The organism is Streptomyces sp. NPDC050619, from assembly GCF_040654815.1.
Taxonomy (GTDB): Bacteria; Actinomycetota; Actinomycetes; order Streptomycetales; family Streptomycetaceae; genus Streptomyces.
On record NZ_JBFAIR010000004.1, the window covers coordinates 262,058 to 285,476 of the forward strand.

26 protein-coding genes and 1 pseudogene are annotated in these 23,419 nt (G+C 68.1%); 16 read left to right on the top strand and 11 right to left on the bottom strand.

Features of this window, described 5'->3' with window-relative positions; all coding sequences use genetic code 11:
* Positions 1-40: 40 nt before the first annotated feature.
* Together AB0I77_RS09560 and AB0I77_RS09565 are read left to right on the top strand one after the other, a co-directional pair.
* Positions 41-2,158, top strand: a complete 2,118-nt coding sequence (locus AB0I77_RS09560; protein ID WP_363281821.1) for a prolyl oligopeptidase family serine peptidase — start codon at positions 41-43, stop codon at positions 2,156-2,158.
* A 123-nt stretch (positions 2,159-2,281) separates the two neighbouring features.
* Complete coding sequence (locus AB0I77_RS09565; protein ID WP_363281822.1) at positions 2,282-3,688, top strand: FG-GAP repeat protein; 1,407 nt, start codon at positions 2,282-2,284, stop codon at positions 3,686-3,688.
* A gap of 286 nt (positions 3,689-3,974) precedes the next feature.
* Here AB0I77_RS09565 and AB0I77_RS09570 read toward each other — a convergent pair whose 3' ends face one another.
* The 5 genes from AB0I77_RS09570 to AB0I77_RS09590 are packed head-to-tail and all read right to left on the bottom strand — an operon-like array spanning position 3,975 to position 9,491.
* Positions 3,975-4,988: a dipeptide ABC transporter ATP-binding protein gene (locus tag AB0I77_RS09570; protein ID WP_363281823.1), complete on the bottom strand. Its 1,014-nt coding sequence runs from the start codon at positions 4,986-4,988 to the stop codon at positions 3,975-3,977.
* Positions 4,981-5,955, bottom strand: a complete 975-nt coding sequence (locus AB0I77_RS09575) for an ABC transporter ATP-binding protein (protein ID WP_363281824.1) — start codon at positions 5,953-5,955, stop codon at positions 4,981-4,983. Before AB0I77_RS09575 ends, AB0I77_RS09570 begins: the two co-directional genes overlap by 8 nt.
* 9 nt (positions 5,956-5,964) lie before the next feature.
* Positions 5,965-6,939 (bottom strand): ABC transporter permease, encoded by a 975-nt coding sequence (locus AB0I77_RS09580; RefSeq protein ID WP_363281825.1) that lies wholly within the window; start codon positions 6,937-6,939, stop codon positions 5,965-5,967.
* A complete protein-coding gene (locus AB0I77_RS09585; protein ID WP_363281826.1) occupies positions 6,932-7,855 on the bottom strand; it encodes an ABC transporter permease in 924 nt (307 codons plus the stop codon). Before AB0I77_RS09585 ends, AB0I77_RS09580 begins: the two co-directional genes overlap by 8 nt.
* Positions 7,856-7,862: 7 nt before the next feature.
* Positions 7,863-9,491 carry an ABC transporter substrate-binding protein gene (locus tag AB0I77_RS09590; RefSeq protein WP_363281827.1) on the bottom strand — a complete coding sequence of 543 codons (1,629 nt, stop codon included), beginning with the start codon at positions 9,489-9,491 and terminating at the stop codon, positions 7,863-7,865.
* A 421-nt stretch (positions 9,492-9,912) separates the two neighbouring features.
* Between AB0I77_RS09590 and AB0I77_RS09595 the strand changes: the two genes are divergently transcribed.
* The 5 genes from AB0I77_RS09595 to AB0I77_RS09615 all read left to right on the top strand — a co-directional run bounded on the left by AB0I77_RS09595 (position 9,913) and on the right by AB0I77_RS09615 (position 15,987).
* Entirely contained in the window at positions 9,913-10,941 is a 1,029-nt protein-coding gene (locus tag AB0I77_RS09595; RefSeq protein WP_363281828.1) for an ABC transporter permease, read from the top strand.
* Between the two features lie 91 nt (positions 10,942-11,032).
* A complete protein-coding gene (locus AB0I77_RS09600; RefSeq protein ID WP_363281829.1) occupies positions 11,033-12,817 on the top strand; it encodes an ABC transporter substrate-binding protein in 1,785 nt (594 codons plus the stop codon).
* Positions 12,818-12,899: 82 nt separating this feature from the next.
* Positions 12,900-13,880, top strand: coding sequence for an ABC transporter permease subunit (locus AB0I77_RS09605; RefSeq protein WP_363281830.1), 981 nt, complete (start codon positions 12,900-12,902; stop codon positions 13,878-13,880).
* Between the two features lie 9 nt (positions 13,881-13,889).
* Positions 13,890-14,915, top strand: coding sequence for an ABC transporter ATP-binding protein (locus AB0I77_RS09610; RefSeq protein ID WP_363281831.1), 1,026 nt, complete (start codon positions 13,890-13,892; stop codon positions 14,913-14,915).
* Positions 14,916-14,940: 25 nt separating this feature from the next.
* Entirely contained in the window at positions 14,941-15,987 is a 1,047-nt protein-coding gene (locus AB0I77_RS09615) for a dipeptide ABC transporter ATP-binding protein (RefSeq protein ID WP_363281832.1), read from the top strand.
* A 177-nt stretch (positions 15,988-16,164) separates the two neighbouring features.
* Here AB0I77_RS09615 and AB0I77_RS09620 read toward each other — a convergent pair whose 3' ends face one another.
* Positions 16,165-16,545, bottom strand: coding sequence for a hypothetical protein (locus AB0I77_RS09620; protein ID WP_363281833.1), 381 nt, complete (start codon positions 16,543-16,545; stop codon positions 16,165-16,167).
* Positions 16,542-16,799, bottom strand: coding sequence for a hypothetical protein (locus AB0I77_RS09625; RefSeq protein WP_363281834.1), 258 nt, complete (start codon positions 16,797-16,799; stop codon positions 16,542-16,544). The genes AB0I77_RS09620 and AB0I77_RS09625 overlap by 4 nt, the downstream gene beginning before the upstream one ends.
* A gap of 97 nt (positions 16,800-16,896) precedes the next feature.
* Between AB0I77_RS09625 and AB0I77_RS09630 the strand changes: the two genes are divergently transcribed.
* On the top strand, positions 16,897-17,481 hold the full coding sequence (locus AB0I77_RS09630) for a Uma2 family endonuclease (protein WP_363281835.1): 585 nt from the start codon (positions 16,897-16,899) through the stop codon (positions 17,479-17,481).
* 96 nt (positions 17,482-17,577) lie between these two features.
* Here AB0I77_RS09630 and AB0I77_RS09635 read toward each other — a convergent pair whose 3' ends face one another.
* Positions 17,578-17,940, bottom strand: coding sequence for a hypothetical protein (locus AB0I77_RS09635; RefSeq protein WP_363281836.1), 363 nt, complete (start codon positions 17,938-17,940; stop codon positions 17,578-17,580).
* 143 nt (positions 17,941-18,083) lie between these two features.
* Between AB0I77_RS09635 and AB0I77_RS09640 the strand changes: the two genes are divergently transcribed.
* Entirely contained in the window at positions 18,084-18,569 is a 486-nt protein-coding gene (locus tag AB0I77_RS09640) for a hypothetical protein (RefSeq protein WP_363281837.1), read from the top strand.
* 12 nt (positions 18,570-18,581) lie between these two features.
* Here AB0I77_RS09640 and AB0I77_RS09645 read toward each other — a convergent pair whose 3' ends face one another.
* Positions 18,582-18,797, bottom strand: coding sequence for a DUF397 domain-containing protein (locus AB0I77_RS09645; protein WP_363281838.1), 216 nt, complete (start codon positions 18,795-18,797; stop codon positions 18,582-18,584).
* Between the two features lie 11 nt (positions 18,798-18,808).
* Positions 18,809-19,693 carry a helix-turn-helix transcriptional regulator gene (locus AB0I77_RS09650; protein WP_363281839.1) on the bottom strand — a complete coding sequence of 295 codons (885 nt, stop codon included), beginning with the start codon at positions 19,691-19,693 and terminating at the stop codon, positions 18,809-18,811.
* 135 nt (positions 19,694-19,828) lie between these two features.
* On the opposite strand from AB0I77_RS09650, the gene AB0I77_RS09655 reads away from it, so the two are divergent.
* The 3 genes from AB0I77_RS09655 to AB0I77_RS09665 all read left to right on the top strand — a co-directional run bounded on the left by AB0I77_RS09655 (position 19,829) and on the right by AB0I77_RS09665 (position 21,004).
* The gene (locus AB0I77_RS09655) at positions 19,829-20,245 is read left to right on the top strand and encodes an ATP-binding protein (protein WP_363281840.1); all 417 of its coding nucleotides are present in this window, start codon (positions 19,829-19,831) and stop codon (positions 20,243-20,245) included.
* An 89-nt stretch (positions 20,246-20,334) separates the two neighbouring features.
* Positions 20,335-20,709, top strand: coding sequence for a DUF6247 family protein (locus AB0I77_RS09660; protein WP_363281841.1), 375 nt, complete (start codon positions 20,335-20,337; stop codon positions 20,707-20,709).
* 4 nt (positions 20,710-20,713) lie between these two features.
* Complete coding sequence (locus AB0I77_RS09665) at positions 20,714-21,004, top strand: hypothetical protein (RefSeq protein ID WP_363281842.1); 291 nt, start codon at positions 20,714-20,716, stop codon at positions 21,002-21,004.
* 43 nt (positions 21,005-21,047) lie between these two features.
* On the opposite strand, the pseudogene AB0I77_RS09670 reads toward AB0I77_RS09665, so the two are convergent.
* Positions 21,048-21,308 (bottom strand): annotated as a pseudogene (locus AB0I77_RS09670) (DUF664 domain-containing protein); the annotation flags it as partial.
* 289 nt (positions 21,309-21,597) lie between these two features.
* Here AB0I77_RS09670 and AB0I77_RS09675 point away from each other — a divergent pair.
* The 4 genes from AB0I77_RS09675 to AB0I77_RS09690 all read left to right on the top strand — a co-directional run bounded on the left by AB0I77_RS09675 (position 21,598) and on the right by AB0I77_RS09690 (position 23,220).
* Positions 21,598-21,894, top strand: a complete 297-nt coding sequence (locus tag AB0I77_RS09675) for a DUF6247 family protein (protein WP_363281843.1) — start codon at positions 21,598-21,600, stop codon at positions 21,892-21,894.
* Positions 21,891-22,178, top strand: a complete 288-nt coding sequence (locus AB0I77_RS09680) for a hypothetical protein (RefSeq protein WP_363281844.1) — start codon at positions 21,891-21,893, stop codon at positions 22,176-22,178. The genes AB0I77_RS09675 and AB0I77_RS09680 overlap by 4 nt, the downstream gene beginning before the upstream one ends.
* Before the next feature lie 377 nt (positions 22,179-22,555).
* A complete protein-coding gene (locus tag AB0I77_RS09685) occupies positions 22,556-22,840 on the top strand; it encodes a hypothetical protein (protein WP_363281845.1) in 285 nt (94 codons plus the stop codon).
* Positions 22,837-23,220, top strand: a complete 384-nt coding sequence (locus AB0I77_RS09690; RefSeq protein WP_363281846.1) for a hypothetical protein — start codon at positions 22,837-22,839, stop codon at positions 23,218-23,220. The genes AB0I77_RS09685 and AB0I77_RS09690 overlap by 4 nt, the downstream gene beginning before the upstream one ends.
* Positions 23,221-23,419: the final 199 nt, after the last annotated feature.

Here is a 23,419-nt window from a genome sequence, read left to right on the forward strand (position 1 = left end):
ACGGCCGCACAAGGGGGCGCATGGCCAATATGGTCGGGTCATGAAGACCGAGCCTGACTCTTTCCCCCGTCGGCACGCCCGCACCCAGCGGTTCACGCTCGGCGCGCCGCGCGCGTTCACCGTGGCGCCGGACGGTTCCCGTGTCCTGTTCCTGCGCTCCGACTCCGGTACGGACCGGGCCAATTCGCTCTGGGTGCTCGACATGACGGACGGCGGGGAGCGCGTCGCCGCCGACCCGCGCGCCCTCCTCGGCGGCGCCGCGGAGCACCTCTCGCCCGAGGAACGCGCGCGCCGGGAACGCAGCCGCGAGGGTGGTGCCGGCATCGTCGGCTACGCCACCGACACCGCCGTCGAGTTGGCTTCTTTCGCCTTGTCGGGGCGGCTTTTCGCGGCCGAACTGCGGGCGGGCACGGCACGCGAACTCCCCGTCCCCGGGCCGGTGATCGACCCCCGCCCCTCGCCCGACGGACGGCTCGTCGCGTACGTCGCCCAGGGCGCCCTGCGGGTCGTGGGCGCCGAGGGCGAGGGCGATCTGGCGCTGGCGGAGCCCGAGTCGGAGCAGGTCACCTACGGTCTGGCCGAGTTCATCGCGGCCGAGGAGATGGGCCGCTCACGCGGCTTCTGGTGGTCGCCGGAGTCGGACCGGCTGCTGGTGGCGCGCGTGGACGACACGCCGGTGCGGCGGTGGTGGATCTCCGACCCGGCCCAGCCCGAGCGTGATCCACAACACGTGCCGTATCCGGCGGCGGGCACCGACAACGCGGACGTACAGCTGTCCGTGATCGGCCTGGACGGGGTGCGCACGGAGGTCGTCTGGGACCGGGCGCGTTACCCCTACCTCGCGCATGTGCACTGGTCAGCGGCGGGTGCGCCGTTGCTGCTCGTACAGGCGCGCGACCAGCGCAGTCAGCTGTTCCTGGCCGTCGATCAGGAGACCGGCGCGACCCGGATGGTGCACGCGGACGAAGATCCAATTTGGCTTGATCTTTTCCCTGGGGTGCCGTGCTGGAGCCCCTCCGGACAGCTCGTGCGCATCGCCGACGAGGGCGGCGCGCGGGTCCTCGCGGTCGGCGAACGCCCGCTGACCGGACCCCAGTTGCACGTCCGTGCGGTGCTGGACGTCTCCGACGACGACGTGCTGGTCTCGGCGTCGGCCGGCGAGGAGGCCGAGACCCCGGAAACCGGCGAGGTGCACGTCTACCGGGTCAACGAGCTCGGCCTGGAGCGCCTCTCACAGGAGCCCGGCGTGCACTCGGCGGTCCGCGCCGGCGGCGTGACCGTGCTGGTGTCCTCCGCGCTCGACCGGCCCGGGGCCCAGGTGCGCGTGCTGCGCGAGGGAAAGCCGGCGGCGGCTGTCACGTCGTACGCCGAAGATCCCGGTTTGTCCCCGCGCGTGACGCTCACCGAGGGGGGCGCACGCCGAATCCCGTGCGCCCTGCTTATGCCTACGGACTACCACGGCGACACTCCCCTTCCGGTTCTCCTTGATCCGTACGGCGGTCCGCACGGCCCGCGCGTGATCGCCGCGCACAACGCGCACCTCACCTCGCAGTGGTTCGCCGACCAGGGTTTCGCGGTGCTCGTCGCCGACGGCCGCGGCACTCCCGGCCGCTCCCCCGCCTGGGAGAAGGCGGTCCACCACGACTTCACGGTGTCCCTGGAGGACCAGGTCGACGCACTCCACGACCTCGCCGAGCGGCACCCCCTCGACCTCTCCCGGGTGGCGATCCGCGGCTGGTCGTACGGCGGCTGGCTGGCCGGCCTCGCGGTGCTGCGCCGTCCGGACGTCTTCCACGCGGGCATCGCGGGCGCCCCGGTCACGGACTGGCGGCTGTACGACACCCACTACACGGAGCGCTACCTGGGCGACCCGGCCGCGGACCCGGCGTCGTACGCGAAGAGCTCGCTGGTCACGGATGACGGCCTGTCCGCACCCGCCGAACCGCACCGGCCGCTGATGGTCGTGCACGGCACGGCCGACGACAACGTCGTGTTCGCCCACGCCCTGCGTCTTTCCTCCGCGCTCCTGGCCGCGGGCCGCCCGCACGAGGTGCTGCCGCTGTCGGGGGTCACGCACATGACCCCGCAGGAACAGGTCGCGGAGAACCTGCTGTTGCTCCAAGTGGACTTTCTGAAGCGTTCATTGGGGCTCGCCTGACATGAACCCCGGGTGAATGGGCGGCGTACAACCTTTGTCACCCCGTGCGGGTCTTTTTGTCTGCCGAGCATGGCCGACATGTGAGAAGCGCGGCCAACCGCCTTCGATCCCAAGGGGTTCGCCTTGTCCTCCCGGAGATTCCAGCTGTCCGCCGCCTCTGTCGCCGCCGCCGTCATCGCCGTGACGGGGGCGGCCCCCGCCGTGTCCTACGCCGAGGAAGCCCCCGCGGGCACCCTCGCCACCGGCGCCACGACGTCCGCGCGGGCCGACTTCGACGGCGACGGATACCCCGACATGGCGATCGCCGCCCCGGGCGGCACGGTCAACGGCAAGAAGGGCGCCGGGTACTTCTCCGTCGTCTACGGCATGGCGGAGGGCCCCAACGGCGTCAAGCGCCAGGTGATCAGCCAGCACCGTTACGGGGTACCCGGCACGGCGGAGGCGGGTGACCGCTTCGGCGGCCAGCTCACGGCGGCCGACCTGGACGACGACGGTTTCACCGACCTGGTGGTCGGAGCCCCGGGCGAGGACATCGGCAGCACACGTGACGTCGGCCTGTACACCGTCCTGTGGGGAAGTGTGGGCGGGCTCATCACCGCCACCACCGTCGGCCAGGGCCGGACGGAGTCCCAGACCGGTGACTTCGACGGGGACGGGCACCTGGACCTGGCGACGGCGTATCAGATGCACTACGGGCCCATCAGCCGTACCGGCGGAGCGGCCCGCACCGGCCCCCTCGTCGACGCGGACGTCCGTATCTACGCGATGCGAGCGGGCGATGTGGACGGCGACGACACCACCGACCTGGTGATCAGCAGCGGTTCGTGGGACTCGGACAACGGAGGGACGATCGAGCCGCCCAAGCTGCAACTGCTGAAGGGCACCGAGAACGGCCTGGTGACAGGCCCGACCATCGCCTCCCCCGACACCGTGTCCGCGGACAGCATCGCCTTCGGCGACATCGACGGCGACGGCCGGCAGGACGTCGTGTTCGGCCGCAGCTCGGCGGCGGGCGGCGGTCTCGTGGGCGTGGTGCGCGGCACGGCGAACGGGCTCGCCCCCAGGGCCGCGCTGATCGGCCAGAACACCTCCGGCGTCCCCGGGACGGGGGAGAGCGGCGACCGCTTCGGCACCGATGTCTCCGTCGGCGACGTCACCGGCGACGGTTACGCCGACGTCGTCACCGGCATCCCCGGCGAGGACCACGCCGGCCGCACCGACGCGGGCACCTTCGCCGTCCTCAGGGGGAGTGCGGCGGGTCTCGTCGGCTCCAGGGTCCAGGTCCTCAGCCAGAACACGGCCGGAGTTCCCGGTGCGGCGGAGAACGGTGACCGGTTCGGCAGCCGCACCACGGTCGTCGGCGGCTACGTCGCCGTCTCGGCACCGGACGAGAACAGCGGCACCGGGGCGGTGTGGGTCTTCCCCGGCACGGCCTCCGGCATCACCGCGACGGGGTCACTGGTCTTCGGACCGGGCACACTCGCCGCACCTGTGCCGGGCGCCCGCTTCGGCTCGGCTTTCGATCGCTGACAGCCGGTGCGCTCTCGCATGGGGCTCGGCAGCGACATTCCACAGAGCACCGCAACCATTAATTGAGGAACCACGACGAAGCACCAGCCAGGTCCGCGAGAGCGGCGCCGGTTTAGGCGCAAAGAGGGGGCAACGGGCCGGAGCGACATGGCGCGCTCCGGCCCGTTTACGGCACCCGCACGGCCGTACGTTGTAGAGAGTGACGCGTCCGTATATCGAGATCGGGTCAGCTGAGTTGCCTGCTTGTTAACGCGGTTGATGCACATTTGTACGGCTATGCCGACGACTACGCCGACCGCTCGGCGAAGTGACAGGCCGAGTCGTGCGCCGCAGGCCCGGTGGCGAACCGGAACTCCGCCGGGACCGCCAACGCCGGTACCTCCAGCGCGCAGCGCTCCTCGGCCTTCCAGCAGCGGGTGCGGAAGCGGCAGCCGGACGGGATGTTCGTGGGGGACGGCACGTCACCCACGAGGATGATCCGCTCCCGGTGTTCGCGGGCCTGCGGGTCGGGCACGGGGACCGCGGAGAGCAGCGCCTGGGTATAGGGGTGGGTCGGATGGTCGTAGATCTCGGCGTCCTTGCCGATTTCGACGATCCGGCCCAGGTACATCACCCCGACCCGGTCCGAGATGTGCCGCACGATCGACAGGTCGTGCGCGATGAAGACGTAACTGAGGTCGAACTCGTCCTGGAGGCTCGCCATCAGGTTGATGACCTGGGCCTGGACCGAGACGTCGAGGGCCGAGACCGGTTCGTCGGCGACGATCACCTCCGGGCGCAGCGCCAACCCCCGGGCGATGCCGATGCGTTGGCGCTGGCCGCCGGAGAACTGGTGCGGATAGCGGTTGATGTACTCCGGGTTGAGGCCTACGACATCCAGGAGGTCCTGAACCCTCCTGCGCCGGTCGCCCTTCGGGGCCACCTCGGGGTGGATGTCGTACGGCTCCCCGATGATGTCGCCCACCGTCATCCGGGGGTTGAGCGAGGTGTACGGGTCCTGGAAGACCATCTGGATGTTGCGCCGTACGGCCTTCAGGGCGCGGCCGGACAGCCCGCCGATCTCCTCGCCCTTGTACTTGATGGAGCCGGCCGTCGGCTGCTCCAGGTTGACCAGCAGCTTGGCGACCGTCGACTTGCCGCAGCCGGACTCGCCGACGATGCCCAGGGTTTCGCCCCGGCCGAGGGTGAAGTCGACGCCGTCGACCGCCTTCACCGCGCCGACCTGCTTCTTGAAGAGGAGGCCCGTGGTGAGCGGGTAGTGCTTGACCAGCCCGCTGACCTCCAGAATCGGCTCAGCCATGAAGGCACTCCCGCCAGGAGTGGCAGGCGCTGCCCCGGTCCTGCGACACCTCGTAGAGGGGCGGTACGTCGGTGCGGCACACGTCCTGGGCCATCGGGCAGCGGGGGTTGAAGGGGCAGCCGGGCGGGATGTCCGTGAGGTTGGGCGGCAGGCCCTTGATGGCGTAGAGCTCCTGGCCCTTCTGGTCCAGGCGCGGGATGGAGTCCAGCAGACCGCGCGTGTACGGATGGGCCGGCGCCTTGTAGATGTCGTGCACCGGCGCCGACTCGACGATCCGGCCCGCGTACATGACGGCGATCCGGTCCGCCACGTCCGCGACCACGCCCAGGTCGTGGGTGATGAGGATCAGCCCCATGTGGTACTCCCGCTGCAACTCGGCCAGCAGGTCCATGACCTGGGCCTGGACTGTCACGTCCAGGGCTGTCGTCGGTTCGTCGGCGATGATCAGCGCCGGTTCGAGGGCCAGCGCCATCGCGATCATGATGCGCTGGCGCATCCCGCCGGAGAACTGGTGGGGGTAGTCGCGCACCCGCGCCCTGGCGCCGGGGATACGGACCCGGTCCATGAGCTCCACGGACTTCGCCCGCGCGTCCTTCTTCGACATGCCCCGGTGGACCACGAACATCTCGCCGAGCTGGTCGCCCACACAGAGCACGGGATTCAACGACGACAGCGCGTCCTGGAAGATCATCGCCATCTCGGCGCCCCGGACCTTCCGCCGTTCCTCCTCCTTCAGCTTCAGCAGGTCCTGGCCCTGGAAGAGGATCTCGCCGCCGGTGATCCGCCCCGGCGGCATGTCGAGGATCCCCATCACCGCCTGGGCAGTCACCGACTTGCCGGAGCCGGACTCGCCGAGCACGGCGAGGGTCTCGCCCGCGTCCACGCCGTAGTGCACGCCGTTGACGGCCTTGGCGACCCCGTCCCGGGTCCGGAACTCCACGTGCAGGTCACGCACTTCGAGCAGCATGGCGGCGGCTCACCTCAGCTTCGGGTCGAGGGCGTCGCGCACCGCGTCGCCGAGCATGATGAACGCGAGCACGGTGAGCGCGAGCGCCCCGGCCGGCCAGAGCAGCATGTGCGGGGCCTGCCGGACGTAGGCGGACGCCGAGGAGATGTCGATCCCCCAGCTGACCGTCGGCGGCTTCAGCCCGACGCCGAGGTACGACAAGGTCGCCTCCAGCGCGATGTACGTACCGAGCGCGATGGTCGCCACGACGATCACCGGCGCGATGGCGTTGGGCATGATGTGCCGGAGCAGGATCCGGGAGTTGGAGGCGCCCAGCGCCCGCGCGGCCTGCACGTAGTCGTTCTGCTTGGCGGTGATGACGGAGCCGCGGGCGATGCGGGAGATCTGCGGCCAGCCGAGCAGCACCATGAACCCGATGACCGGCCAGACGGTGTTGCTGGTGACGACGGACAGCAGGACCAGGCCGCCGAGCACGACCGGGATCGCGAAGAAGACGTCCGTGATCCGGGACAGGAACGAGTCCAAGAGCCCGCCGAAGAACCCGGCGAGCCCGCCGAGCACCGAGCCGAGGAGCGAGACCCCGAGCGTGGCGCAGACGCCGACCGTGACGGAGGTACGGGCGCCGTAGACGGTACGGGTGTAGACGTCGCAGCCCTGGCCGTCGTAGCCGAACGGCGCACCGGGCTGGGAGCCCTCCTGGGCCTTGGCGAGGTCGCACTTGAGCGGGCTGCCGGAGGCGATCAGCGGCGGCCAGATCGAGATGACGACCAGGAAGAGGATCACCAGGCCGGAGACGATGAAGACGGGGTTGCGGCGCAGGTCGAGCCAGGCGTCGGACCAGAGGGAGCGTGGCTTCTCCTTCGGTCCCGGGCCGCCGGGGCGCTTCCGCAGGGGCTCGCCCTCACTCGTGGCGAGGTCCATCGCGCCGCCGCCCATGCCGGTCACGGCGATCGCGCCCTCGGGTTCCTGGGGCTGCTCAGGCATAGCGGATCCTGGGGTCGAGTACGGCGTACAGGAGGTCGACGAGCAGGTTGGCGACCAGGAACACCAGGACCAGGACCGTCACGAAGCCGACGACGGTCTGGGTGTTCTGGCGCAGGATGCCCTGGTAAAGCTGGTAGCCGACGCCGTGGATGTTGAAGATGCGCTCGGTGACGATCGCACCGCCCATCAGGGCGCCGATGTCGGTGCCGATGAAGGTGACCACGGGGATGAGCGAGTTGCGCAGCAGGTGCCGGGTGATCACCCGGTGACGGGGCAGCCCCTTCGCCACCGCCGTACGGACGTAGTCGGACCGCCTGTTCTCCGCGATGGAGGTGCGGGTCAGGCGTGTGACATAGGCGAGCGAGACCGAGGCGAGGACGAGCCCGGGGAGGACGAGCTCGCCGAAGGTGGCTTCCGGGGAGACGGACGGTTTGATCCAGCCCCACTTCACGCCGAGCAGTAGCTGGAGCAGCAGGCCGGTGACGAAGGTGGGGACGGAGATCACGACGAGGGTGGTCATCAGGACTGAGGTGTCCACCGGCCGCCCGCGCCGCAGCCCCGTGACGACGCCCAGCGAGATGCCGATGACGATCTCGAAGAGGATGGCGACGATCGTCAGCCGGATGGTGACGGGGAACGCCGTCGACATCAGCTCGGTGACCTCCTGGCCGTTGAAGGCGGTGCCGAAGTCGCCGGTGAAGAGGTTGCCCATGTAGGTCAGGTATTGCTGCCACACGGGCTTGTCGAGGCCGAACTCCTTCCTGAGCTGGGCCGCGGTCGCCGGGTCGCACTGCCGGTCCCCGCACAGGCCCGCGACGGGGTCGCCCATCACGTTCACCATCAGGAAGATCAGCAGCGTGGAGCCGATGAACACCGGGATCATCTGGAGCAGACGCCGGGCGACGTACCGTCCCATGCCGGGCTCAGCCGACCTTGATCTCGTTGTAGACGGGGACGCTGAACGGGTTGAGCGCGACGTTCGAGAGGCGGTCCGACCAGCCGGCGCTGCCGTTCTGGTACCAGAGCGGGATGGCGGCCATGTTGTCCCGGACGACCTCCTCGGCCTGCTGGAAGAGGGCGATGGCCTTGGCGCTGTCGGTCTCGGCGTTCGCCTGGTCGACGAGCTTGTCGAACTCCTTGTCGGACCATTTGCCGTCGTTGGAGGAGGCGTTGGTGTAGTAGAGCGGCTGGAGGAAGTTCTGGATCAGCGGGTAGTCCATCTGCCAACCGGCCCGGAAGGGACCCGAGACCTTCTGCTTCGTGGTCTGGTTACGGAAGTCGGCGAAGGTGCCGAACGGGTTGCCGACGCAGGCGTTGTCCTTGTCCAGGGCGTTGTTGATGGAGTTGCAGACGGCGTCGACCCACAGCTTGTGGGAGCCGCTGTCCGCGTTGTACGTGATCTTGATCTGCCCGCCGGGCAGTCCGCCGCCCTGAGCGATCAGCTTCTTGGCCTCGGCCGGGTCGTACTCGCACCACTCACCGCACAGCCCCTCCTTGTAGCCGCCCTCCGCGCCGAGGACCGGGGAGGTCCAGTCGGTGGCGGGGGTGCGGGTCTTCCGGAAGATGGTCTCGGTGATCTGCTCGCGGTCGATCGCCCTGGACAGGCCCTTGCGGACCTTGTCCGAGCCGGGCTTGTTCCAGTTCTTGTCGTGGAACGGGAAGGCGAGCGTCTGGGTGATCCCGGCGGGGGTGTTGAGGTACCGGTCGCCGAGGTCGCTCCGGACGTTCCCCAGCTGCGCGGCCGGCACGTCGTCGGCCAGGTCGAGGTTGCCCGCCATCAGGTCGGTGTAGGCGGTGTTGTTGTCGGTGTAGACCTTGAGGGTGACTCCGTCGTTCTGGGCCTTGTCCGGGCCCGGGTAGCCGTCCCACTTCTTCAGGGCCATCTGGGAGCCCTTGGTGTACGACTCCACGGCGTAAGGGCCGTTGCCGACGGGCTTCTTCAGCCAGCCGGCGTGGTCGTCGTAGAACGCCTGGGGCAGCGGGACGAAGGCGTTGTAGCCGAGGGTGTCGGGGAAGGACGAGAACTTCTGGCTGAGCTTGACCGTGAAGGTCCTGTCGTCGATGACCTTCAGCCCCGTCATCGCGTTGGCGCTCTGTTTGCCGGACACCGGATGAACCTGGTCGTAGCCCTCGATGTACGCGAAGAAGTAGGCGTTCTTCTGATGGTGCTTCAGGCTCGCGCCGTAGTTCCAGGCGTCGACGAAGGACTTGGCGGTGACCTTCTCCCCGTTGCTGAAGGTCCAGCCGTCCTTGATGGTGATGGTGAAGTTCCGCGAGTCGGAGGTCTCGATCTTCTCGGCGAGCATGTCGCCGGCGGCGCCGGTCTTCGGGTCGTACCGCTTGAGACCGCGGAAGATCATGTCGAGCACCTTGCCGCCCTGCACCTCGTTGGTGTTGGACGGTTCGAGCGGGTTCTGCGGATCGGTCCACGAGGAGCTGAGCACCGCGCCCGTCTCGCTGCCGCCACTGTCGCTCCCGCCCCCGCAGGCCGTCGCCGCGAGGGCTGCCGCCGCCGCGCACGCGGCCCATCTGGCGTGCCTGGCTCCACGCATGGAGTGCCTCCTCTTGACTGCGCTGTGCCGCCGATCCGTTATCGGCAAATATCGGGGCAATCAGCGCATGCCGCACACGTACACGCCCGAACGCAGTAGATCTTCACCAGGGGGCACAATGGATCTTCGCCATCCGATACCGAAACGTTGGAATCGACCTCAGGGTGTACACATTCCGAGACGGAGGCATCCGCATAACGAACCCATTGACCGATTGGTCCCGTTGGTCGGATGTAAGACACGGGTCTATTACGGGGTGCTACACGCGTAGCTACGGACAGGTCATGCACAGGTAAAAAAGTTAAAGAGAGGACCAAGCCGCCTCAGATTTTATTGACCTTGAGTGAATTGCGTTGAAAAAGTCCGCCGTAGCCCGTAGGGAGCGCCCTGCGGAGCGATGACCCACAGGGCACGGAGCATCATGACCCCCCCAACCCCTTCCCCGGCCGCCCCGCTCGAGGTGATCGACGAGGACAGCGCGGTACCGGCGAAGTCCTCGGCCTTGAAAGGCAGCGACAGCCGGTCACCTGGACGGCTCGCCTGGACCCGTTTCAAGCGCGACCGGACGGGCGTCATATCCGCCTACGTGGTGATCTTCTTCTTCGTCATCGGCCTCGGCGCCCCGCTGATCGCCAAGCTGTACGGCAAGGATCCGTACACCCTGTACGGCATGAACACCCCGGGCCTGCTCAACGAGTTCAACTACCCGATCAAGCCCAACGGCGGCATCAGTTCCGAGTTCTGGTTCGGCATCGAGCCGCAGCTCGGGCGGGACGTCTTCACGTTCCTCCTGTACGGCATCCGCAACTCGCTGCTGATCGCGTCCGCGGCCGCCCTGCTGACGACTCTGCTCGGCGTGGTCGTCGGCATCACCGCCGGCTACCTCGGCGGCAAGACGGACTACCTTGTCGGCCGCGTGATCGACGTCCTGCTGGCCTTCCCGCAGACCCTGTTCTTCATCGCGTTCTGGCCGGTGGTCCTGGCGATCTTCGTGTCGCCGGAGGAGAACACCCCGGTCTGGCTCACCGTCACCAGCCTCATCCTCGTGATGACGGCCTTCGGGTGGGCCTCCATCGCCCGGCTGCTGCGCGGCGAGGTACTCGCCCTGCGCGAACGGGAGTTCGTGGAGGCGGCCAAGGTCACCGGCGCCTCACCGGCGCGGATCATCTTCAAAGAGCTGCTGCCCAACCTGTGGACGCCGATCCTCATCCAGTCGACGCTCCTGCTGCCGGCGTACGTCACGGCCGAGGCGGGGCTCGCCTTCCTCGGCGTAGGTCTCACGGATCCCACCCCGGACTGGGGTGTGATGATCCAGAACGGCGCCAAGGTCTACCAGGACGACATCACCTTCATGCTCTTCCCGGGCCTGTCGATGGTGCTCTTCGTCGTCGCCTTCAACCTTCTCGGTGACTCGGTCCGCGACGCACTGGACCCCAAGACCAAGCGCTGAAGTCCCCCAAAGTCCCCCACTCCGACCCGGGCGACGGGGCCCGGCCGGAGCGCACCACGTACCTTCCCCTCCCAGAGAAATCGGGTCAGCCATGTCTCTATCCCGGAGAAACTTCGTCATCGCAACGACGGTCGCGGCCGCGGGCTCGACGCTGCTGTCCGCGTGCAGCAGCGGCGACGCGGGCGGTGACAGCGGCACCCCGAGCGGCGGCGCCACGGAGTACACCGGTGCCAAGGTGACCGTCGGCACCGCGGCCGACTCCGCCGGCGCGGCGCCGGAGATCGCGGGCGCCAAGAAGGGCGGCACGATCTACGGCCTGGCCCCGGACGACTTCTCGCACCTCGACCCGCAGCGCATCTACTACTCGTACAACTCCACGGTCGCCCTGCTCCTGCACCGCTGCCTGACCAGCTACAAGATCGACTCGGCCGGCAAGCAGAAGCTCGTCGGCGACCTGGCCACCGACGCCGGCACCGCCTCCAACGGCAACAAGACCTGGACCTTCACCCTGAAGGACGGTCTGAAGTGGGAGGACGGCAGCGAGCTGACCGTCGAGGACGTCCGCCACGGCATCGAGCGCGCCTGGGCGCCGTTCATCACCGAGGGCGCCAACTACGTCCAGATGGCGCTGACCGGTGCGGGCGGCAAGTGGCGTGACGCGTACGAGGGTCCGTACGGCGGCAAGCACCTGGACTCGATCGTCACCGACAAGGCGAAGAAGACGATCACCTTCAACCTGAAGGAAGCCAAGCCGGACTTCAACTTCACGCTGGCGATGCACTCGTACGCCGCGGTGTCCCCGAAGCTGGACACCAAGGAGAAGTACGACAAGAAGCCGGCGGCCTGCGGCCCGTACAAGATCAAGGCGCACACGACCGACAAGTCGATGCTGCTGACCCGCAACAAGTACTGGGACCCGAAGACCGACTCGATCCGCAACGCCTACCCGGACGGCTTCGAGTTCGACTTCGGCATCGAGACCCTGGACTCCGTGGACCGTCTCATCGCCTCGCAGGGCAACGACGCGTACGCGGTCTCGATCTACAAGGGCGTGCCCGCCGAGCGCATCCAGAAGGTGCTCACCGACCCCGAGCTGAAGAAGCGCAGCTTCAACGGCCTGCTCACCGGCACCTACTACTACGCGATCAACACCACGCGCGTCACCGACCTGAGGGTCCGCCAGGCCCTCATCCACGCCTGGCCGCTCCAGCAGATCCGGCAGGTCTACGGGGGCCCGTCCGCCGGCGACTTCGCCACCTCGATCCTCAGCCCCGACATCATCGGCTACAAGAAGATCGACGTGTACGGCAAGCTGAAGACGCCGCAGGGCGACCCGGCCGCCGCGAAGAAGCTGCTGAAGGAGGCCGGCAAGGAGGGCGTGAAGATCGTCTACGCCTTCCCGCAGGACCCGACCTACAACAAGACCAAGGTCGTCATCGAGAACGCGCTGAAGGCGGCCGGCTTCACTCCGATCATCAAGCCGATCGACTCCACGTCGTACTACGACCAGATCCAGCAGATCGACAACAGCTTCGACGTGATGTGGTTCGGCTGGTCCCCGGACTGGCCGACCGCCTACACGGTGATGCAGCCGCTGTTCGACGGCGGGGCCATCGGCAACGGCATGAACAACGTGTCGCAGACCAACGTCAGCTGGATCAACGAGAGCATCAAGAAGAACGCGGTCATCCCCGACCAGGAGAAGGCGGGCGCGGCCTGGGCCGCTCTGGACAAGCGGATCGTGGAGGAAGTGGCTCCGACCATCCCGGAGACACTCCAGCGTCGCTACTACGTCTACGGCACCAAGGTCGGCGGCGCCCAGTTCGACCCGAATTTCTCGGCGACGCTGCTGTACAAGACCTTCGTCAAGGCCTGACGTACGGCCCCAGGCGGGGCGGCCCTGGTGCCGCCCCGCCGTCTGACCCCCTACGGCATCCCGTCAGGAAAACCCAACTGCCATGTTCCGCTTCCTCGTCCGCCGGACCCTCGGCGCCGCGGTGATCCTGCTGATCATCAGCGCGCTGGTGTTCGTCCTGTTCTACGCCGCTCCGCGCGACCCCGCCCGTATCGCCTGCGGCAAGGTCTGCACCCCCGAGACCCTGGCACTGGTGCGGAAGAACCTGGGGATCGACCACCCGCTCCCCGTGCAGTACTGGGAGTGGCTCAAGGGCCTGTTCGTGGGGCGGGACTACACCTCGTTCGGGCGGTGCGACGCGCCGTGCCTCGGCTACTCGTTCCAGAGCCGCGAGCCGGTGCTGTCCACCATCCTGGACCGCTTCCCGACCACGATCTCGCTGGCCATCGGCAGCTCCGTGGTGTTCCTGGCCTTCGGCATCGGCACCGGCATGCTGGCCGCCGTCAAGCAGGGCAAGGCCGTGGACAAGATCGCCAGTTCGGCCTCGCTGATCGCGTCCTCGATGCAGATCTACGTCGTCGGTGTCCTCGCCACATACGTGCTGGTCGACCAGTGGCACGTGCTGGACCGCGCCAGCTACACGCCGTTCACGGACGACCCGGCCAAGTGGGCCCAGGGCCTCCTGGTGCCGTGGCTCGTGCTGTCGCTGATCTGGACCGCCAACTACACCCGTATGACGCGCTCCCAGATGGTGGAGGCGCTCAGCGAGGACTATGTGCGCACCGCGCGGGCCAAGGGCCTGTCCCGCCGGACGGTCTTCTTCCGGTTCGCCTGGCGCGGGGCCATGGGCCCGATCGTCACCATCTTCGGCCTCGACCTCGGCGTGCTGCTCGGCGGCGCGATCATCACCGAGTCGACCTTCAGCCTCCAGGGCCTCGGCATGCTCTCCGTGAAGGCCGTCAGCACCAACGACCTGCCGATGCTGCTCGGCGTCGTCCTGGTCGCCGCGGCCGCGATCGTCGTCTTCAACATCGTCGTCGACGCCCTGTACGCCCTCATCGACCCGCGCGTGCGCATCGCTTAAGGAGAGACCATGAGCACACCCTTCCTCTCCGTCCGCGACCTGAAGGTGCACTTCTCCACCGAGGACGGTGTCGTCAAAGCGGTCGACGGGCTCTCCTTCGACGTGGAGCAGGGCAAGACCCTCGGCATCGTGGGCGAGTCGGGCTCCGGCAAGTCCGTCACCAACATGGCGATCCTGGGCCTGCACGACCCGCGCAGCACCACCCTCGACGGCGAGGTCCTGCTCGACGGCAAGGAGCTGATCACCGCCACCGAGCGGGAGCTGGAGCGGCTGCGCGGCAACAAGATGTCCATGATCTTCCAGGACGCGCTGGCCTCGCTGTCGCCGTACCACACCATCGGCGCGCAGATCGCCGAGACGTACCGCAAGCACACCGGCGCCTCCAAGAAGGAGGCGAAGGCGCGAGCCGTCGAGATGCTGCGCCGGGTGGGCATCCCGCAGCCGGACATGCGGGTCGACGACTACCCGCACCAGTTCTCCGGCGGTATGCGCCAGCGCGCGATGATCGCGATGGCGCTGGTGTGCGACCCGGAGCTGCTGATCGCGGACGAGCCGACCACGGCTCTGGACGTCACCGTGCAGGCCCAGATCATGGACCTGCTCAAGGACCTCCAGCAGGAGTTCGGCACGGCGATCATCTTCATCACGCACGACCTCGGCGTGATCGCCGACATCGCCGACGACGTGCTGGTGATGTACGGCGGCCGGTGCGTGGAGCGGGGCACCAAGAAGGAGGTCCTGCGCACGCCGGACCACCCGTACACGCTCGGTCTGCTGGGTTCGATGCCGAACCTGGAGGGCCCGGTGGACGTGCCGCTGTCGCCGATCCCGGGCTCGCCGCCGTCGCTGCTGAATCCGCCGTCGGGCTGCCGCTTCCATCCCCGGTGCGCCTTCGCGGAGAAGGTCACGGACGGGCGCTGCTCGACCGAGCGGCCGGTGCTGGAGGTCACCGACGGGCGGGGCTCCGCGTGTCATCTGACCTCGGAGCAGAAGGGCGAGCTCTTCGCCGACTACGCCGCGGCGCGGACCCACTGACGGACACGAGACGGGACTTCACACCATGAGCAGCACCACCCCCCTCCTGGACGTCACCGGCCTGACCAAACACTTCCCGGTCAAGGGCGGCTTCCCGATCCGGCGCACGGTCGGCGCCGTCCAGGCGGTCGACGGCCTCGACTTCCAGGTCGCCGAGGGCGAGGCCCTGGGCCTGGTCGGCGAGTCGGGCTGCGGCAAGTCGACGACGGGCCGCCTGATCACCCGGCTCGTGGAACCGACGGCCGGCACGATCACGTATCGCGGCCAGGACATCAGCCACGCCTCACGCAAGCAGCTGGCGCCGGTCCGCTCGGAGATCCAGATGATCTTCCAGGACCCGTACGCGTCCCTGAATCCACGTCAGACGGTCGGCAAGATCATCTCTGGCCCGATGGAGATCAACGGCATCGAGCCGGCCGGTGGTTTCGAGAAGCGGGTCCGCGAACTGCTGGAGACCGTGGGCCTCAACCCGGAGCACTACAACCGCTTCCCGCACGAGTTCTCCGGCGGCCAGCGCCAGCGCATCGGTGTGGCCCGTGCGTTGGCCCTGGAACCGAAGCTGATCGTGGCGGACGAGCCGGTGTCGGCGCTGGACGTCTCGATCCAGGCGCAGGTGGTGAACCTGCTCCAGAAGGTGCAGCGGGAACTCGGCATCGCCTTCGTCTTCATCGCCCACGACCTGGCGGTGGTCCGCCACTTCTCGCAACGCGTGGCGGTGATGTACCTCGGCAAGATCGTCGAGATCGCCGACCGCGACGACCTGTACGGCAATCCGCGCCACCCCTACACACGGGCGCTGCTGTCCGCCGTACCCGAGGCGACGGCGGACGACACCCCGGCCCGCGAGCGCATCCGGCTCACCGGCGACGTGCCCTCCCCGCTGAACCCGCCGTCGGGCTGCCGCTTCCGCACCCGCTGCTGGAAGGCGACCGACAAGTGCGCGGCTGAGGCCCCGCCCCTGCTCCAGGTCGAGGGCAACAGGCCCGGCCATCTGACCGCATGCCATTATCCGGAGACGGCGGGCACCGTGCCCGCAACCCGTCTCTCCAAAGACCCCCGGGCGGCGGCCTGACAACACCCCTTTTCGTCAGCCGCCTCCTTCGGAACGGACATTCTCGGCCCATTGACCCGAGCTCATGAACGTCCGATCCAGGGGAACGAAGCCCGCACCCTCCCCGGGTGCGGGCTTCGTCTTTACTCCTACGTTTGTCCGCTTTACTCCTACGTTTGTCCGCGCGGATCGCGATACTCAGGGATTCAGGTCGAGGACGCGCACCGGCCGCCCCTTCCACCTCTCCGGAGCGACGGTGGCGACAACCGCCCCGTCCGGCCGCTCGGGCGTCGGCTGAGCCGCGTGCTCGACGTGTGCCGGAGCCCAACTGGTGTCACGCGCAACGCCGAGGGCAGCGGGCAGGTCCAGATCCAGGACGATGACACCGGGCAGGGCGACGATGTGCTCAGCCGTTCCGGGCCGGGCCCGGTCGGCCTCGACCAGCGCACACGTGGGTGCGTACAGGAGCCATCCCTGCGTGGCGTGCGCGCGGTGGACCAGGCGCGAAGCCAGGACATTGCCTGACCCGGCGGCGACCAGGGCCGTGTCGTCGCAGATGACGTGGACAGCGTCGGTCACCGGCCGGCCGCCTCAGCCAGCCGACGGTCGAGCTCCTCGTCCAACTCGGCCTGTTCGCTCTCACTGGGGTCATAGCCGTTCCACTCTCGCAACACCGCCCGAGCCTGCTCGGCGCGCTCGGCGCGCTCGGCGGGAGTCAGCAGCGAGTCCGCGAGCCGGGCCAGATAAGCACGCAGCGACAAGCCCTCACCAGCCGCTATTTCGGCAAGCCGATCGCGCGCCTCGGCAGGGATGCGGATGTTGGCGTCGGGCATGGTGGAGCTCCTTTCGATCACCCCAGAGTACGGGTACGCACCCGTACCCGTCCTGGGAATCGTGGCGCCGGAACAGGCCTCTCATTAGCCTCAAGCCATGGACTACGCGAAGATGCGGTCGATCGCCGAGGAGCTCACGGCGTATGCCGAGCATCTGGAAGGGGCCTGGACCGTCGAGATCGGTCCAGCCGGGCCGTTTCTCGCGATGATCAGCCCTTCGAAGCGCAGCCATGGCACCGTCCGCCGTATCCGCAACCAGCTGGACGAGCAGCTCCTCACCACGCATCCCGGCTACATCTGCGCGAACGGTCCCGAGATCGAGCATCCCGCGATCGGCCGGATGCGGCGTCCGGACGCCGTCGTGATTCCCGAGGACGTGCTCGATGAAGAGGGGCTCGCGGTCGACGCCACGCGGGTGCTCGCGGTCATCGAGATCGTCTCGCCGTCCAACCCCGACAACGACTACGGCGAGAAGCTCACCGAGTACCCCGCCATGGGCATCGCCCACTACCTGATCGTCGACCCTCGCACCGGAATCATCCAGGTGCACTCCGACCTCTGCAAGGACCGCTACCAGCACAAGGACCCGTACATCTTCGGGGACGACGTGCCGTTCGGGCCGTGGACGCTGGAGACCTCGTCCTTCCGGCGTTACGGGAAGGCAGGGAACGAGCCGCGCTGACGGGTCGGCGTCCCGCCCTATGGGACGGGCTGTCCGGGACATGGCACACCCCGGCGCGAGACGAACGCGCCGGGGTGTGCCGACCGGTCGTCTGGCTCAGTAGCGCGTGGGGAACAGCTGGAGGCTGGCCTTGCGACCGGAGACCGACTTCACCCAGACCTTCAGGTTGTTGAACTGGACGGTGCCGCCCGGGCTGGTGCTGCCGGTGAGGCTCCCGCCGGCGGCCGACATCTTCACGGACCGGGAGCTGATGCTCGTGATCTTCAGCGTCCCGAACCCGAACTTGCGGCTGTTGACCTTGATGGTCTTGGGCGCCGACACGGTGGTCTTGCACCGCCCGTCGTAGCAGGGCCCGTTGGCGGCAGACGCCGCCGGTGTCATGAGGCCGAAGCCCAGTGCGCCGGCCATGGTCAGCGTCGTGGCAGTGGTCGCGGCTCGTCGGCGCATACCCGTGTTCATCAGGTGGACCTCCTGTTTGGAGTTCGTGGGGGGATTCCCGCTCGGCATTTCTAAACCGCCGGTCCGGGGACCCCTCCCACGGAGGCGCTGGCGAGGTCGAGCGTGCGTCTGCCCATGTCGCGTTGCTAGCGTCTGAAGCGACCATGATGTGGACCTACTGCGAGCAGTGGAACAACCTGACCGAGACCCCCATGGACCCGCTGACGCCCGAACAGGCTCAGGCCCGGCATGCCTCCGGCCAGTTGTACACAGCTGTCGCCCACGCCGCGCAGAATTCCGCCCCAGCCCTACGAGTGGGAATCCGCCTGGAGACCGGCTACGCCTCAGTCATCTTCATGGACGAGTACGGCCGCGACACCCTCGACTACACGTTCACACTCATCAACGGATCGCTGTTTCTGGAAACAGCGGCGTCATATACCTACGGGGACTCCCAGGAACGAGGCGGATACGCGGACGCCGACCGCACGGAGACGTACGAATTCACCCCTGATGGTGTCATGCAGCGTACGGTCGAGGCCGACGACGAAGAATCCAAAGAGAGCCGCCACAGCGTCGATGTCTCCTCGAATTGGGAGCCGGTTCCGTCTTTCGGTGCGTACGATTCACTGATCCGACGCGAACGCTAGGGGCTGTTCGTTTCATTCCCGCAGTTCCGCACGGGCGCGCCCGGCCGACGCCCCGCCTTTGATCCCGTCGAACAGCGCCGCGAGGGCGGAGGGGGTGGAGGTGAGGGTGGTGCCGGGGGTGTCGCTTTCGCGGAGGTGGGCGGTGCGGGTGTCGTCTAGGGCGACTTCAACGCAGGTGTCGGAGCCTGGTTCACTGAACGTCGACTTCTGCCATGCGAGTTGCGACATGCTCGCCTTCTCTAGAGCAAGGGGTACAGAAGGCGCTGTATGAGCCCGCGTGAGTCTTTGATCGTGTGCGAGCTGTGCCGACTGTCCCCGCTCACCGGCGGCAGCGCCACTTCGCACAGCCTAGCGAACCAGTCGTCGTACCTGGCGAGCGAGTCGGCGTCCCCCAGGTACAGAGAACGTTCGATGTGCGCGACGATCACCGTGCTCAACTTCCTTACAGGTGGCCGCAGCACCGTGAAGGACGTACCGAACGCGACAGCTCCGTCGAAGGGGAGGATCTGGAGGGTGACGTTGGGCAGTTCCGCAACCTCCAGTAGCCGTACGAGTTGGCCGCGCCTGATGGCCGGATCCCCGAACGACATGTGCAGGGCAGCCTCATGGATCACGGCGTGCAGACGGGGTGCGTTCTCGCCGGACAGTACGGTCTGACGCCGCATCCGGAACTCCACCTCCAGGTCCTGTTCCGGGTGGGACGCCCCGGTGTAGCCGCCGCGATAGCCCGCGGTCGCGTACTCCTCGCTCTGCAACAGCCCCGGAATGAACATCGGCTCGTAGCAGACGATGTCGCGCGCGCCGTCCTCCAGCTCCGCCAGGTCCAGCAAGGAAGGGCGCAGGCGGTCCCGGTACTCGCTCCACCATCCCTTGCCTGACGCATGCCCCAGGTCCACCAGCCCGTCAACGTAGGTTGTGTCTTTACATGCCGACGCTTCGGCCAGTAAGCGCAACCGCTCCGGCGACAACGACGTACGGCCCGTCTCCACGTTGCTGATGTGCGATGCCTGCATCCTCATCACCGCAGCCGCTTCACCAGCGGTCAATCCGGCGCGCTCACGAATGGTCCGCACCTCGGCGCCGAACCGTCGCTGCCGGTACGTCGGGTTCACCCTCAGCCCCACGCGCCCCTCCTCACTCTCCGACTCAGCAGTATCCCCCAACCTCCCACTTCAACAAGAGGGTTGTAAATACACAACATCACTCGCTACCTTACGTATGGCACCAGTCACAGCACGCACACAACTGGAGGCTGCCACATGCGCACGCCCGAACTCCCCACCCCCCTCTGGACCTACGGCCTGACCATCCCCCACGACCCCCGAGCCGTCCGCGTAGTCCGAGCCACCATCCGCAGCATCCTCGCCGCCGCGAAGCTCAACTGCATCGTCGACACAGTCGAGTTGCTGGTCTCCGAAGTCGTCACCAACGCCTACCGCCACTCCGCCATGGAGACCTACGTCAGCATGGAGCGCACCCCGGACGACTTCCGGGTCACCGTCTGGGACCACGCCCCCGGCACACCAACACCCCGCACCCCCGCCACCGACGACGAACGCGGACGTGGGCTCGGCATCGTCGAAGCGTGCGCCGACGGGTGGGGCGTACGGGATTACCCGTACGGCAAAGCGGTGTGGTTCTGCGTCGCGCCGAAAGCGAACGGGGACGAAGCGTGAGCCGTCCACAGGTCCAGCCCGCACCAGACCCTCGCATGTACGCTGGCGAGCAGTGCGCAGATCGCCGTACCGCCCCGAGGAGACCTGGCATGAGCATCGCTGCACAGTCCGGCTCCGGCGACTCCGTCGTCCCTCAGCCGGCCAGCACCCCAGAAGACCTGCGGTCCGCCCTCGCGCAGCTGGCGCCCGAGGCCCTGCCCACGTTCGACGTCGAACGGGCCACAGCACTCCAGCAGGCACGCGAGCAGGTCAGCGCCGCGCCGATGCGCCGCTTCGTGGGGCAATGGGCGGTGTACGTGGCACTGGAGCGGCATCCCGACCTGGCGGCCAGACTGCGCTCCCTGGAGGCACGCGCCGCCACCACCGAGAGCCTTGAGGAAGCCCGGACCATCGCGGCCGAGATCGGCCGCATACTCGACACGGCGTGCGAGGAGGCCGGGGTCCAGCGGGCCCAGGGCGTGTGAGGGCGTGGGAGACGAAGAGGCCTGGCGCTGGGAATACGACCCGGACGCCGAACACGTCGCGGCCGGGTTCCCACAGCACATCGTCGACGAGGTCGAGCGCCTGGCGGCAGAACTGGTCGCCCTCGCCGAGGTCGGCGTCGAAGTGACGGACATCGGCGAGGGACCCCGGCACGGCGTGCCCGGGGGCGTGCGCCGCATCCCGCTCCTGTCGGACGGCTGGTTCTACGCGCTGCCCGTGCCCCGGCTGCGCCTCATCGCGATCACTCGGATCATTCCGCCGTTCGACTGCCTCTGAGAAGCACTTCAGCCGTGCGTCGACCTGACCCGCTGAGCCTTCGTCACACGCCGGTCCTGCCGTCGACCAGTTCGCGTACGACGTCCAGGTGGCCGTTGTGGCGCGAGGTCTCCTCGATCAGGTGGAGGAGGATCCGGCGGAGGTCGACGTGGCGGCCGTCACGGATCGGGCGCTTCGCGGTGGCGTCCAGGTCATGCGCGGCGACCAACTCGCGGTATCGGTCCGCCTGTTCGGCGTACTCGCGGAGCAGGTCCGGGAGCGGGGAGTCCACCGCGATGCGCATCTCCCAGTCCGGATCCTCCTGGTTTCAGCGTCATACCGAAAGCGAACGGGGACGAGGCATGAGCTGTCCACAGACCCAGCCCGCACCGCAGCCTCGCAGGTACGCTGACGGGGAGCGGCCAGCAGGCAGACCGCCGTACCGCCCCGAGGAGAGCACACATGGGCGCCGCCGCACACCCGGCTCCGGAGCTCCGGCGACTCTGTCAGACCCAGCAGCACCCCGGAAGACGGACGGGCTGTTTCCGCAGCGGGACTCGTACCGCTGTAGGACACTCCTCGTAGGACGAGCGGACACCAAGGAGCAGAGGATCGTGAGCGCACAGCACGCGGAGACGCCGGGACCTGGGGCGCTTCCGTTGAGAAACATCGGGGACATTCGAGCCGCCCTTCGGTCCGGACATGGTTTTCCCGGCGACCGGGAGTCGTTCGAAGCAGATCTTCAGCGTGCGCTGGAGACATCGTCGGAGACTGATCTCAATGCTGTCGCCGCGGTGATCGTCGACTACCGGGGCAGGATCCGGCTCTACCAGGATCCCGACTTCGACGTCGCCATACAGGAGGGCACCGACCTCACGGCCCTTTTGAAGCGGGAGGCTCCGGGCCGATGAGTGGCGTGATCGCCGCCATGACGGTGCGGGCGGCCGAGCGGGCGAAAACCCTCGGCGCCGAGCAGGCGCTGGAGACGCTGCGGCAGGATCTGGAGCAGGTACCCAGGCTTGGAGTCCTGCTCGGGCCGCCCCGTCAGGACGGCACCGAGATCCGCAAGACGAGGATCGAGCCTCGGGCCAGTGTGCCGGGGCTGGCAGTGGCGTACGTGTACACGCCTGCACCGCCGCCTCCCACAGTCGCCATCGTCGCAGTGACCCCGGACGATGGCGTTTCCGCCGAGTAATTCCGCGCTGCAAACGGAGCGCTCCGACCCAGTTGATTCCGAGCGCCCCGGCGGTTAAGGCACTCCGGAAGAATCAGGACGGCAAGGCGATGTGGTTCAGCGTCGTTCCGAAGGCGAACGGGGACGAGGCATGAGCTGCCCTCGGCTGCGTGGCGATCGCCCGCTGCCCGGCCTGCTCGGAGGCCGGGATCGGGCCGTGTGCTTCCCGCACCACGAACCTGACCGGGCTGCGGTAGGAATGGCGTGAGACGGACCGCGTGGGTGGGTGAGGCGCCCCGAAGCGGCAACCCGAGAAAGATGCTGAGCCGACCAGCGCGATTCCCATGACGTGACGTTTACACCGTCGCCGATGGTATTCCCCTCGGTATACTCCCCGAATGGACACCACGATCAAGGTCGATTCCAAGACCCGCGACCGCCTCGCCGTCCTCGCGGAGGCCCGCGGAACGACCATGCGCCGCCTGATCGAGGAGTTCGCCGAGAGCACGCTGACTCCCGCCGAGTTGCAGGAGCGCGCCGCCCACACCGCCGCCTATCTGGCCGAACACCTCGGTGTCACCGTCACGGACGAGTCCAGCATCGAGGCGCTGCGCAATGTGCGCGGCCAGGTCGTGGCGCACTACGCGTCCGAGCACGCCGAGCACGAGCAGGGCGCTGCGTGACCCGAGAGCACTACATCCTCGACGACGTGACCTTGCTGGCACTCGGCGGGAACCGCCAGGTCTCCGGTCTCGTGCACGCGGCCAGGCTGGAGCCGTTCGTGTTCCTGCACACGCCGGCCCTGTGCGTCATCGAGGCCGAGCGCGAGCGGGCGGGCATCGCCGTCCATGTCCGGCAACTCGGCATCGCGACGGCCGACCTCGACTACTCCGCCGTACTGACGTGCTGTCAACTCCACGAGGAGGGGCTGCCGTTCGGTGCCGCCGCAGCGGTGGAGGCGGCTCGGCGCGTGGGCGAGGAGTACGAGGACCCGTTCATCGCGACAGTCCGCCCCGACCTGTACGAGAAGCACTTCGCCCGGGTCGTCGACCTGACCCGCTGAGCTTCACCACACGTCGACCCTGCCATCGATGCCCGGCGCCCCCGGACGGCAGCCGATCTGTCCGTCGCAGGCCCCGTCTGGGATGCTGAAGGCCAGGCTCGACAGGGGGGCAGACGGTGTATACGGAACCTATGGCGCGAGCCGTTGTGGAACCAGCAGTACTCGAGCTGTTACGGCAATACCCTCGTGGCAGGCCGTT

Coding starts and splice junctions, on each gene's coding strand:
- AB0I77_RS09610 (WP_363281831.1), top strand. CDS start 13,890: ATGAGCACACCCTTCCTCTCCGTCCGCGACCTGAAGGTGCACTTCTCC.
- AB0I77_RS09575 (WP_363281824.1), bottom strand. CDS start 5,955: ATGCTGCTCGAAGTGCGTGACCTGCACGTGGAGTTCCGGACCCGGGAC.
- AB0I77_RS09655 (WP_363281840.1), top strand. CDS start 19,829: ATGCGCACGCCCGAACTCCCCACCCCCCTCTGGACCTACGGCCTGACC.
- AB0I77_RS09585 (WP_363281826.1), bottom strand. CDS start 7,855: ATGGGACGGTACGTCGCCCGGCGTCTGCTCCAGATGATCCCGGTGTTC.
- AB0I77_RS09660 (WP_363281841.1), top strand. CDS start 20,335: ATGAGCATCGCTGCACAGTCCGGCTCCGGCGACTCCGTCGTCCCTCAG.
- AB0I77_RS09645 (WP_363281838.1), bottom strand. CDS start 18,797: ATGTCGCAACTCGCATGGCAGAAGTCGACGTTCAGTGAACCAGGCTCC.
- AB0I77_RS09605 (WP_363281830.1), top strand. CDS start 12,900: ATGTTCCGCTTCCTCGTCCGCCGGACCCTCGGCGCCGCGGTGATCCTG.
- AB0I77_RS09680 (WP_363281844.1), top strand. CDS start 21,891: ATGAGTGGCGTGATCGCCGCCATGACGGTGCGGGCGGCCGAGCGGGCG.
- AB0I77_RS09615 (WP_363281832.1), top strand. CDS start 14,941: ATGAGCAGCACCACCCCCCTCCTGGACGTCACCGGCCTGACCAAACAC.
- AB0I77_RS09685 (WP_363281845.1), top strand. CDS start 22,556: ATGGACACCACGATCAAGGTCGATTCCAAGACCCGCGACCGCCTCGCC.
- AB0I77_RS09625 (WP_363281834.1), bottom strand. CDS start 16,799: ATGCCCGACGCCAACATCCGCATCCCTGCCGAGGCGCGCGATCGGCTT.
- AB0I77_RS09640 (WP_363281837.1), top strand. CDS start 18,084: ATGATGTGGACCTACTGCGAGCAGTGGAACAACCTGACCGAGACCCCC.
- AB0I77_RS09560 (WP_363281821.1), top strand. CDS start 41: ATGAAGACCGAGCCTGACTCTTTCCCCCGTCGGCACGCCCGCACCCAG.
- AB0I77_RS09600 (WP_363281829.1), top strand. CDS start 11,033: ATGTCTCTATCCCGGAGAAACTTCGTCATCGCAACGACGGTCGCGGCC.
- AB0I77_RS09630 (WP_363281835.1), top strand. CDS start 16,897: ATGGACTACGCGAAGATGCGGTCGATCGCCGAGGAGCTCACGGCGTAT.
- AB0I77_RS09580 (WP_363281825.1), bottom strand. CDS start 6,939: ATGCCTGAGCAGCCCCAGGAACCCGAGGGCGCGATCGCCGTGACCGGC.
- AB0I77_RS09570 (WP_363281823.1), bottom strand. CDS start 4,988: ATGGCTGAGCCGATTCTGGAGGTCAGCGGGCTGGTCAAGCACTACCCG.
- AB0I77_RS09590 (WP_363281827.1), bottom strand. CDS start 9,491: ATGCGTGGAGCCAGGCACGCCAGATGGGCCGCGTGCGCGGCGGCGGCA.
- AB0I77_RS09595 (WP_363281828.1), top strand. CDS start 9,913: ATGACCCCCCCAACCCCTTCCCCGGCCGCCCCGCTCGAGGTGATCGAC.
- AB0I77_RS09635 (WP_363281836.1), bottom strand. CDS start 17,940: ATGAACACGGGTATGCGCCGACGAGCCGCGACCACTGCCACGACGCTG.